Here is an 8,330-nt window from a genome sequence, read left to right on the forward strand (position 1 = left end):
CACCCAGCGTCACCGGGCGCAGGCCTCGACGAAGACGTCGACGATGCGCTGCTGCGCGGGATCGGCAGCGTGCGCGAACTCGGGATGCCACTGCACCGCCCACACGAAACGCCGCGAGGGCATCGCCACCGCCTCCACGATGCCATCCGGGGCCGTGGCCATCGGCTCCAGACAGTCCGCCAACCGGCGGACCGCCTGATGATGGTAGCTGTTCACGCCCAACGCATACGGCTCGGGGTGGAACGCCCGCCCGTCGCGGTCCAGCACCGCGCCGCAGCCGCGGCCGTCGTCCTTGCCGTCCCCGCCCCACAGCGCGCGGGCCAGAGGGGAGCCGGGCACGACCGTCACCGTGTGCACCACGCGGTCGTATGGCGCCGTGCCGTGATGCTCCACCGCACTGGGATGCTCGGAGGGCAGGTCCTGCCAGAGCGTGCCGCCCAACGCCACATTGATGAGCTGGATGCCGCGGCAGATTCCCAGCACCGGCTTGTCGCGCCGCAGCACCGCATCCAGCAGCGCGATCTCCATCCGGTCGCGCGCCGGGCACAGCTTCGTGGTGCGCGGCCCGGGCACCTCGCCATAGCGGGCCGGATCCACGTCGTGCCCGCCGGTGAACAGGAAGCCGTCGCACAGATCCGCCAACCGCTCCGCACGCTCCGGGTCCCCGCCGCGCAGCGGCAGCATCACCGGCGTAGCGCCGGCGTCCTCCAACACGTCGAAATACCCCGGCAGCATCCACAGACTGCGCAGCTTGTCGTCCCACAGCGGCGTCACGCCGATGACCGGTCGTACCATCGAGTCCTCCCTCCGCCGGTCCGGCGACCGGCTGCCGCCATCCTACTGGCCGATGGAATCCGTCCGGTAACGGGCTGCGGGCTGGCCCCACCGGCCACACCCTACTGGCCCCACCGGCCACGCCGGCCGCGCCCCGGCACCGCCCGCCACGGCCGGACGCCCCCGTCCGGCTAGACTGTCGTGGCATGGCTACCTCTTCACGGATGACATCGCTGCAACGGCGCGAACAGCTCATCGCCGTCGGACGCGCCCTGTTCGCGGCCAAAGGCTTTGAGGCGGTGAGCGTGGAGGAGATCGCCAGCCATGCCAAGGTCTCCAAACCCATCGTGTACGAGCATTTCGGAGGCAAGGAGGGCCTGTACGCGGTCGTCGTGGACCGTGAGATGCAGGCGCTCACGGGGGTGCTCACCGCGGCGCTGTCCGCGCCCACTGACCATCCGCGCCAGATTGTGGAACGCACCGCGCTGGCGCTGCTCACGTACATCGAGGAGAACGCCGAGGGGTTCCGGGTTCTTTCGCGCGATTCGCCGAGCACCGACCCCTCCGGCTCGTTCAGCTCCCTGCTGGGCGACGTCTCGATGCGCGTGGAGGACCTGCTCACCTCCGCGTTCCGCCGTCAGAAGCTTTCCACCAAGGGCGTGCCGTACTACGCGCAGATGCTGGTGGGCATGACCGTGTTCACCGGCCAGTACTGGGCCGCCCGACCCAAGGTAAGCAAGGAGCAGCTCGCCGCGTACATCGTGGACCTGGCCTGGCACGGCCTGTCCCGCCTCGATTCCAAGCCCACGCTGGTGTTCGAGGCGAAGGCGGCCAAGCGCGCGAGGAAGGCGGCCGCCCCGCGCGGGGACGGCGCACCGGAGGAGCCGGCGACCAGGCCGTCCCCCGATGCCGGGGAGCCCGGCCGGCCGACGGCGGAGGGCCGGCCGGTCGACGCCCCGGGTGGCGGTGCCGCGGATGCCGCCCCGGCATCCGACGCCGCCCCGGCGGCATCCGACGATCAGCGGGCCGACGGCACCGACTGACCGGCCCGGTCCGTCGGCATTCGTCGACGGAGGCCGGATCCGCCGGCGAACCGTCGTCCCCCATGGCGACCCCGACCGACCCCGGACCGGCAGGATATGAGTTCAGGGACGCAGGCCGCGCGCCCGGGGTTCAGCCGGCGGCGAATCGGTGCTACGGTATGGAACCGTCGAACGGTGCCATGGTGACGCCGCGCGGCGCCACCGACCCGACCACGAGACCCAGAGGAAGCCCGTATGCAGACCCCGGCAAAGACGCTCACCTTCGTGGTGCCCGCATACAACATGGAGACCTATCTCGACCGCTGCGTGCATTCGCTCACCGCCGCGGCCGACGTCTCCGACATCGAGGTGCTCGTCGTGGACGACGGATCCTCTGACCGCACGCTCGAGGTGGCGCAGGAGTACGAGCGCCGCATGCCCGGCGTGGTGCGGGCCGTCCACCAGGAGAACAAGGGCCACGGCGGGGCGGTGAACACCGGCATCGCCGAGGCGCGGGGGCTGTACGTCAAGGTCGTGGACGCGGACGACTGGGTGGGCGCGGAGTCGCTGGAGGAGGTGCTCGCGGTGCTGCGCGCGCAGGCCGCGATGGTCTCGCCGATGGACATGGTGGTGACCAACTACGTGTACGACAAAGTGGGCAAGCGCAACAAGCATGTGGTGAACTTCCGCCGCGCGATGAAGCCGGGCGCGCTGCTCACCTGGAACGACCTGGGGCGCTTCGGCGTGGCCGAGTACATCCTCATGCACGCGCTCATCTTCCGCACCGAGGTGGTGCGCGAGTCGGGGATGCGGCTGCCTGAGCACACGTTCTACGTGGACTTCATCTACGCGTACCAGCCGTTCCCGTGGGTCAAGACGCTCACCTACGTGGACACGCCGTTCTACCACTACTTCATCGGGCGCGACGGGCAGAGCGTGCAGACCGAGGTGATGATCCGGCGCGTGGACCAGCTGCTCCTGGTCAACCGGCGCATGGTGGAGGCGACGCCCGAGCGTGGCACGGTGCCCGAGGGGCTGTATCGCTACATGATCCACTTCCTGGCGATCGAAAGCGCGGTGGCCAGCGTGTTCCTGATCCTTTCGCGCGAGCCGGAGAACTACCAGCGCAAAACCGCGATGTGGCAGGCGATCGGCGAGTACTCGCCCGGCATCTACGCCGATGTGCGCAAGCGGATCGCCTCCCGCGCGCTCAACCTGCGCGGACCGGTGGGGCGGGCGATCATCCGCGTCGGGTACCGGATCGCCAACAAGGTGGTCGGATTCAACTGACGAGGCGGGTGGCGGCCGGCGCGCAGGTTCACGGGTTCGGGCGGCGCGCGGGCTCGGCCGGCTCACGGGTTCGGGCGACGCGCGGGTTCAGGCGGCGCGCGGGTTCAGGCGGCGCTCGGGTTCAGGCGGCTGGACTCAGGTTTGACTCAGGTTTGACGTATCGTCCATGCTCCAGATATGATGGTCGATTGTTGCCCCTCTAGCTCAACGGTTAGAGCAGCGTCCTTTTAAGTCGTGGGTTGTGGGTTCGAATCCCACGGGGGGCACCACAACGGCGGAATTCCAACGGTTTGGAGTTCCGCCGTTCGAGTTAAAAGGCCACCAAAGGGCATTTACAGGGCACATTCACTGCACAAGTCGCGGCAGCGGGCAGCGCGCCGGCGATGGCAGGCAAGCCGCGGCGGCGGTGTCCGTCCTCAAGACTCTTCATGGGAGCGGATGCGGCGTCGAGGACGCTCATACACCACATCCATGCCAATCATGGGAACAGATACGACGTCATCAGGTTCTCTTCGTCCATCAATGCACAGCTGTGCATGGCGTGCCATTCGAAGGTGTCCCTGGGTGTACAGCTGTACCTGGCGTGACCTCCGGAACAAGTCCGTCCATGCACAGCTGTGCATCCGATGGCCATGGGCGAAGTCACCGCATGCACAGCTGTGCATCCGATGCCGATTCTGCCCTGTCCCGGCATGCACAGCTGTGCATTCGCTGGCCATGGGGAGCGTCCCCGTAAGCACAGCTGTGCATGGCATGGCCACGGGGACCCGGTTCGAGGCCTCCTCATGGCCATCGCATGCACAGTCCCGCTCCGAAACGTCACCCCATGCACAGCTGCCCGGCCCAGCCCCCTGCCCCGGTCCCTAATCCAGCCCACTCACAAATCCAGCCCGGTCGCAAACCCAGCCCAGCCACGGTCGCCCAGCCCCCTGCCTCGTCGTCATTCAGACCACAGCCATCGTTGCCGCAGGGAACAGCACGAGAAAGCACAGAATGCTCCGCCCCTGATGCTCCGCGCCAAACGCGGCTCAGTCCCTGCAGGCCAGCGTGGCCCAGAAGGTGGGGATGCGCAGCTCGTGGAGACGGCCGGAACCGTTCGTGTCCTCGTACAGGTCAAGCAGGCGCAGCCCGGCCCGTAGCTGCCCGCCGATCTGCTCGTCCAGTGTGTGCGAGAACTGGATGCCGCTGTCCGACTCCTCCAGCTGCGCCCGCTGCCCGGCGTCGCTCAGCGGGTCGAAGGGCAGGTGGTTGACGACGCGTTCCTCCGCATCGTCGACCACATAGTTGAAGCCGTTGTCCAGTCCGGCCAGAAGCCGGCCGCCGGGCCGCAGCACGCGCGCGCATTCGCGCCACAGCGGCTCCACCTCGCGGACGTAGCAGTTCGACACCGGGTGGAACACCAGGTCGAACGAGGCGTCGGCGAAGGGCAGCGGCCGGGACATGTCGGCACGCACGATGTCGATGCCATAGCCCTCGCGTTCGGCGACCCTGCGCTCGGCATCGAGCTGGGCGGGCGTGTAGTCGAGCACGGTGCAGCGGGCGCCGAGCGCCGCGAACACCGGCATCTGCTGGCCTCCTCCCGAGGCCAGGCCAAGCACGCGCAGCCCCGCCAGGTCATCGGGGAACCAGTCGTGCGGCACCGGCCGCGTCGGCGTCAGCAGCACCGACCAGTCGCCGGCCTGCGCCCGCATGTAGGTGCCATGGTCGATGGGCCGGCCCCATTCCCAGCCATCCTCGATCCAGCGCGTGATGGTCTGCGCATTGATGTCCTGATAGTCCATGCCGCTCCCGTCATGCGTCGTCGTCGTGGTCATGGGCTCCGACGATACACGGCGGGAGTGCCTGTGGCCTGCAGCGCCGCCGTCCGCAAGCCCCGCAGCGCCCGCAGCACCGCCGTCGCCGCCGCGGCGGATCCGCCGGGAGTCAGTCGAGGCCGAGGTCGTAGGCCGCGCTCATCTCCTTGCCGGAATACGCCTGGAACGCCATCAGCGTGCGGGTGCGGGTGACGCCGTCCACCTTGGCGATGCCGCCGGGGATGATGTCGGTGAGCTCGTCATGGTCCTTCGCCGCGACCACGACCACCAGGTCCACGTCGCCGGCCACCGAATACACTTCGCGCACGCCGTGGATCTCGGTGAGTGCCTGCGCCGCCTCGTTCACCTTGCCCGCTGCGACGTTGATGAGCACGATCGCGTTGGTTGTCTGTGCCATGGGAGCCTCCTTCGTCGGATGCCGGCGCATGCCCTGCACGATGCGTCTCCGCATCCAGCCACGCCGTCGATTGCCGCCCATTATATGGCCGCCATCCGCGCACCCGGGTCGCCCGTTCCCCTATGCGTCCAATCCCGCTCCCCACGGGTAGCCCAACCAGACACCGCCACCGCCCCGCCGGCCCGACGAGGGGCGGTGCTAGGAATTGAAGCCAATACCGGATCAAGGAGGGACAGCCATGATCAACGAGGAGTACAAGGCCATGCTGGGCGGCAAGTCCGTCATCCGCGAGCTCAGCGAGTACGCCACCGCCCGCGGCAAGCAGATCGGCTACGAGAACGTCTTCGACTTCTCCCTCGGCAATCCCTCCGTGCCCGCGCCGCAGGCCTTCACCGCCACGATGGAGGACCTGTACGCGCACGGCGACCCCATCGCCATCCACGGCTACTCCCCCTCGCTGGGCATCCCCGAGTTCAAGGAGGCCGTCGCCGCCAACCTCAACCGGCGCTTCGGCATGGATTACACCGCCGACCATATCTTCCCGACCACCGGTGCGGCCGGCGCCCTCGCGCACGCCTTCCGCGCGGTGACGGAACCGGGCGACGAAATCGTCACCTTCGCCCCCTATTTCCCGGAGTACGGCCCGTACACAGCCGGCGCCGGCCTCAAGCTCACCGTCGTCCCGGCCGACACCACGGCCTGGCAGATCGACTTCGACGCCTTCGAGCGCGCGCTCAACCCGAAGGTGACGGCCGTGCTCATCAACACCCCGAACAACCCGTCGGGCGCCGTGTACTCCGAGGCGACGCTGCGCCGCCTGGCCGAGGTGCTCGAGGCCAAGCAGCGCGAGTTCGGCCACGACATCTTCCTCATCAGCGACGAGCCGTACCGCGAGATCGTGTTCGACGGCGGCACCCAGCCGTACCCGAGCGCCTACTACGGCAACACGCTGTCCTGCTACTCGTGGTCGAAGTCGCTGAGCCTGCCGGGCGAGCGCATCGGCTACGTGGCCGTGAACCCGCGCGCGCACGACGCCGGCATCCTCGTGCCGATGATGGGCCAGATCTCGCGCGGCACCGGCCACAACTGCCCGCCGAGCTCCATCCAGCTGGGCGTCGCGAGGGTCATCGACCAGACCAGCGACCTGTCGGTGTACGAGACGAACATGAACCTGCTGTACGACGCGCTCGTCCGCCTCGGCTTCGAGGTGGTGCGCCCCGGCGGCACGTTCTACATCTTCCCGAAGGCGCTGGAGGCGGACGCCACCGCATTCTGCCTCAAGGCCAAGGAGTACGACCTCATCCTGGTGCCGTCGGAGAGCTTCGGCGTGCCCGGGTACTTCCGCATGGCCTACTGCATCGACACCGAGAAGGTGGAGCGCGCCATCCCCGCGCTGGAACGCTTCGTCGCCGAGGAATACGGCCGCCGATAGCCCGCCCCCGACAGACCGTCGACCGCCGACCGCCGACCGCCGACCGCCAGCCGGCCGCGATCAGAGACGGCCGGCCGTCGAGGGATCGAGCTGCATCGTCTGGAAGCGGTGAGCCATGAACTCGTTGCCGAAGTGCCGGGCGAACCAGGCCGTCACCGGGGAGTCGGGGGCCGTGCCGGCCATGCGCATGTACCAGCAGTCGAACGCCATCAGCGTGAACAGGCAGTCGGCCACCATCAGCACCAGGCAGACGGCGGTGAGCGAGTAGCGCACCTTCCACGGGATCTTGTTGATCAGCCACAGGATCCACTGCAAGATCACCTTGATCCACAGCACGCCGAGCACACCCCAGAACGCCATGTACAGGCCGGAGGTGCGCCCGCCGATGGACAGCCAGCGGCCGGTGTAGTCCCACGCCTTGATGCCGAAGGCCGCCTCCATGAACCAGCTCACCGCGTATTCGAACGCGCCGCCGATCACCGCGGAGGCGAGGAAGATGAACACCGGGTTCGCACGCCACAGGCGGTTGAGGCAGGCGGTGAGGATCACCGCGCCGAAGCCGTAGATCGGCGAGAACGGCCCGAACAGCAGGCCGGCGCGGTCCTGGTACTCGCCGTACACGACAAGGTGGTAGACGGTTTCGACGGCGAGGCCGAACACGCAGCCGATGACGAACAGCCAGAACACATTGAAGAAGTCGAGGGAGATGTAGCCTTTGCCGGTGGCGTCACGGCCGAGCATGCCGGAGCGCACCGCATCCCAGTAGCTGTCGCGCTCGTCCATGCGCCTCAGGGCGTATTTGAGGCGGCGTTCCTCGATCAGCGCCGGGTCGGCGGCCACGGACAGCGTGACGAGGATGGCGATCTGCACGGCCGGCACGATGAGGTTGGGCCCCAGGCCCAGCAGCGCCAGCGAGAGCATCGCCTCCAGACCGGTCAGCGGCAGGAGCACGTAGGCCCAGCGGGCGGCATGGCGGCGCCGGTTACGCAGCAGCAGGATGCCGAAGATGATGAGCAGCGCCGAGTTGACGACCAGCACCACCGTGTCCATGCAGGTGAGGATGAACGTGAGGTTGAGCACGTCCACCTGGGCGCGCCCGGCCAGGAACTCGCGCACCGATTGCAGCGCGGAGAGGACGAGCCGTGGCAGCGTGAGCAGGCCGTCCGCCAGCACGATCACGCCGTAGACGCGCACAATCAGCGGCAGCCGCCGGTCGTCGATGTCGACGCGGCCGTCGCGGTTGTCGTCGCCGGCGAGCCAGCCGCTGGGTTCGATGACCATGCCACGCACGACCGCCTCGCCGGTTCCGGAAGCAGCCGCGGCGCCGCTTCCGCCCGCGGGCCGCGGGTCCCGCTGCTTCGTCTCGCTCATGCCTCCATGCTAGCAGACACGCCGCCGCCCTCCCCGGGGCGACGTGCTTCGCGTTTTTTGAGCGTGAATTGTGTAGTGGTGCCTCATCGGGGGTGAGCGCGAAACCGGGTCGGTCTGTTCGGCTGGTCGTATGGAAGACGGGACCACCATGGCGACGAAGCGGCAGGTCACCCTCAGGTTCAGGGACGAGTATGTGAGGGCGTCGAAGAAGCGGAAGGGCGTCATCCTGG

The 8,330-nt window shown here is 68.3% G+C and carries 7 protein-coding genes and 1 tRNA gene; 4 read left to right on the forward strand and 4 right to left on the reverse strand.

All coding sequences use genetic code 11. The features are described from left to right. Positions 1 to 9 precede the first annotated feature (9 nt). Positions 10 to 795 carry a gamma-glutamyl-gamma-aminobutyrate hydrolase family protein gene (locus H7U32_RS07875; protein ID WP_204469527.1) on the reverse strand — a complete coding sequence of 262 codons (786 nt, stop codon included), beginning with the start codon at positions 793 to 795 and terminating at the stop codon, positions 10 to 12. A 203-nt stretch (positions 796 to 998) separates the two neighbouring features. Here H7U32_RS07875 and H7U32_RS07880 point away from each other — a divergent pair, with 203 nt between their 5' ends. The 3 genes from H7U32_RS07880 to H7U32_RS07890 all read left to right on the forward strand — a co-directional run bounded on the left by H7U32_RS07880 (position 999) and on the right by H7U32_RS07890 (position 3,355). Further along, positions 999 to 1,817 (forward strand): TetR/AcrR family transcriptional regulator, encoded by an 819-nt coding sequence (locus H7U32_RS07880; RefSeq protein ID WP_204469528.1) that lies wholly within the window; start codon positions 999 to 1,001, stop codon positions 1,815 to 1,817. A 234-nt stretch (positions 1,818 to 2,051) separates the two neighbouring features. Next, positions 2,052 to 3,086, forward strand: coding sequence for a glycosyltransferase family 2 protein (locus H7U32_RS07885; RefSeq protein WP_204469529.1), 1,035 nt, complete (start codon positions 2,052 to 2,054; stop codon positions 3,084 to 3,086). 193 nt (positions 3,087 to 3,279) lie between these two features. After that, positions 3,280 to 3,355 (forward strand) — tRNA-Lys (locus H7U32_RS07890). A gap of 759 nt (positions 3,356 to 4,114) precedes the next feature. On the opposite strand, the gene H7U32_RS07895 is transcribed toward H7U32_RS07890, so the two are convergent. Beyond that, positions 4,115 to 4,900, reverse strand: coding sequence for a class I SAM-dependent methyltransferase (locus tag H7U32_RS07895; protein WP_239457619.1), 786 nt, complete (start codon positions 4,898 to 4,900; stop codon positions 4,115 to 4,117). Between the two features lie 109 nt (positions 4,901 to 5,009). Then, a complete protein-coding gene (locus H7U32_RS07900; protein WP_204469530.1) occupies positions 5,010 to 5,297 on the reverse strand; it encodes an Lrp/AsnC family transcriptional regulator in 288 nt (95 codons plus the stop codon). A 238-nt stretch (positions 5,298 to 5,535) separates the two neighbouring features. Between H7U32_RS07900 and H7U32_RS07905 the strand changes: the two genes are divergently transcribed. Continuing rightward, the gene (locus H7U32_RS07905) at positions 5,536 to 6,729 is read left to right on the forward strand and encodes a pyridoxal phosphate-dependent aminotransferase (protein ID WP_204469531.1); all 1,194 of its coding nucleotides are present in this window, start codon (positions 5,536 to 5,538) and stop codon (positions 6,727 to 6,729) included. A gap of 60 nt (positions 6,730 to 6,789) precedes the next feature. Here the strand turns inward: H7U32_RS07905 and H7U32_RS07910 are convergent, their stop codons facing one another. Beyond that, positions 6,790 to 8,010, reverse strand: coding sequence for a putative ABC transporter permease (locus H7U32_RS07910; protein WP_204469535.1), 1,221 nt, complete (start codon positions 8,008 to 8,010; stop codon positions 6,790 to 6,792). Positions 8,011 to 8,330: the final 320 nt, after the last annotated feature.

Source organism: Bifidobacterium pullorum subsp. saeculare, assembly GCF_016899725.1.
Taxonomy (GTDB): domain Bacteria; phylum Actinomycetota; class Actinomycetes; order Actinomycetales; family Bifidobacteriaceae; genus Bifidobacterium; species Bifidobacterium pullorum_C.

Bases quoted from the DNA above. Each gene is read 5' to 3' on its own strand.
- H7U32_RS07895 (WP_239457619.1), bottom strand. From the start codon at position 4,900: ATGACCACGACGACGACGCATGACGGGAGCGGCATGGACTATCAGGAC.
- H7U32_RS07885 (WP_204469529.1), top strand. From the start codon at position 2,052: ATGCAGACCCCGGCAAAGACGCTCACCTTCGTGGTGCCCGCATACAAC.
- H7U32_RS07905 (WP_204469531.1), top strand. From the start codon at position 5,536: ATGATCAACGAGGAGTACAAGGCCATGCTGGGCGGCAAGTCCGTCATC.
- H7U32_RS07900 (WP_204469530.1), bottom strand. From the start codon at position 5,297: ATGGCACAGACAACCAACGCGATCGTGCTCATCAACGTCGCAGCGGGC.
- H7U32_RS07910 (WP_204469535.1), bottom strand. From the start codon at position 8,010: ATGGTCATCGAACCCAGCGGCTGGCTCGCCGGCGACGACAACCGCGAC.
- H7U32_RS07880 (WP_204469528.1), top strand. From the start codon at position 999: ATGACATCGCTGCAACGGCGCGAACAGCTCATCGCCGTCGGACGCGCC.
- H7U32_RS07875 (WP_204469527.1), bottom strand. From the start codon at position 795: ATGGTACGACCGGTCATCGGCGTGACGCCGCTGTGGGACGACAAGCTG.